General features: G+C 64.4%; 2 protein-coding genes. One reads left to right on the top strand and one right to left on the bottom strand.

The genetic code is table 11. The annotated features are described in order from the left end of the window. Window positions 1–378 (top strand): hypothetical protein (locus AC1DZ6_RS24780; RefSeq protein ID WP_477099753.1); only part of this gene is annotated, 378 nt, incomplete at its 5' end. Window positions 379–614: 236 nt separating this feature from the next. On the opposite strand, the gene AC1DZ6_RS24775 is transcribed toward AC1DZ6_RS24780, so the two are convergent. Further along, entirely contained in the window at window positions 615–1,340 is a 726-nt protein-coding gene (locus AC1DZ6_RS24775; RefSeq protein ID WP_477099752.1) for a sensor histidine kinase, read from the bottom strand. Between the last annotated feature and the right edge of the window lie 322 nt (window positions 1,341–1,662).

The following is a 1,662-nucleotide window of genomic DNA, read 5'->3' as shown; positions in this document are numbered from 1 at the left end:
GCTCCGGGGGTGCTGGTCCTGAAGGTGGCGTTCGACCAGCAGATGACGCCGCGCGACTTCGCCTACGGCCTGGGCGCGGACGGCGACAAGCTGAACTGCCTGAAGACCCCTCGCCTGCTCAACGACAACAAGACCTTCGTCCTGCTGTGCACCACGCTGCCCGGCAAGACCTACGCCGTCGCGCTGAACCCCGCCGCGCCCGGCGGTCCGGCCTTCAGCAACCTGGCTGAAAACCGCGCCGAGTCCGGCACGCTGAGCTTCACCACCGGAACCGGCGAACCGGTCACCAAGCTGCGCGACGCGATGAAGGCGGCGGGTCTGGGCGGCATGGACATGCCGGTCGAGGAAGCGCCGGAAGCGCCCAAGATCGCGCCCTGAGCGGACGGCTGCGACCTAGCGGGAGAAATGGGGGAGAGCCGGCCGAATTCGTGCGTCGGGACACCCCGGCCGGCTCTCGGCCTGCAGCTGAACTCGCCCCGTCGGAAGTAGGCGGCCCAGCGCGTCGAGGGGAATCGGGGGAGGACACCCCGACGCTTGCAAGCCCGCTCAGGTTGCAACATCCGTATCGGGGCCACCATCAGGTAAAACCCTCGAACGCGATCGTTTAGTCCCGATCACGCCCCTCGATTAGGCCAGAGAGGGATGACTCGATGCTCATCCTCGGCGCCCAGGGTCAGTCGCACGGTCAGGCCGATGYCGCTGGACTGATAGACGAGATCCGCGCCCAGCTGGCGGGCCAGGCCGCGCACCACGCGGAAGCCGAGGCCACCGTCGGTGAGCGGGTCGAAAGCCTCGCTCAGCCCCACGCCGTCGTCGATCACCTCGACCACCAGCGCGCCGCCGAGCGACCGGCACGACACCAGGATCCGACCGGCCACGCCGGTGGGATGGGCGTATTTCAGAGCGTTGGTCACCAGCTCGCTGACGACCAGGGCGACCGGCGTGGCCTGGTCCGGCCGCACCAGGCAGCCGCCCGAGTCCCTGTGAGTGATGGTGGTGTCGCCGGCGAAGCTGACGGTCTCCATCAGGCTGGCGCACAGCTTGGCCAGGAAGCGGCCCAGGTCGATGCCGCCGCCTTCGCCCCGCCCCGGCGCGTCCGACAGCAGGCGATGCAGTTCCCCGACGGTCTCGATGCGGGTCGCCACCTCCTCCAGCACGATGCAGGCCTCTCGGGCCGACAGCGGCTGACCGGCCTTCTGCAGGCGCGTGGCCTGCAGCCGGGTGTAGCCCGCGATCAGGGCCAGATTGTTGGCGATGCGATGCTGGGCTTCGCTGAGCCGGTCGTCAGACCCGACATGGCGAACGGCCGCATCACCGAATTCTCGGTGTTCGACGTCCATGGTTCGGGGGCTTTCGGTGAGGCGGCAGGATAATCCGTCGCCTCATAGAAGCATAAATCAAACAGAAACGCGACCTGTTTGTTTGATGACGAATCCAAGCTTTATTTATCTACGCTATAACAAGCACGATATGTCGGAATCTCGACTGATATATTACCTAAATTAATGATTTTATTCACTTGACGTATACTTAGCGAAACACTTCTTTCGCACCTAATGAGTAAGTGGCACATTTTCCCCAAAGTGCGGTTTTTGCGCCCTGATGGAACCCGTTTCCAGCGTTCGCGCGTTAGCTCTACCGAACAATAGGAGAGTCGCCCCT

It is taken from the genome of Caulobacter sp. P1_B12_2 (genome assembly GCF_056406675.1).
The sequence above is the reverse complement of the archived record's forward strand: the minus strand, read 5'-3'. Positions and strand labels throughout refer to the sequence as shown.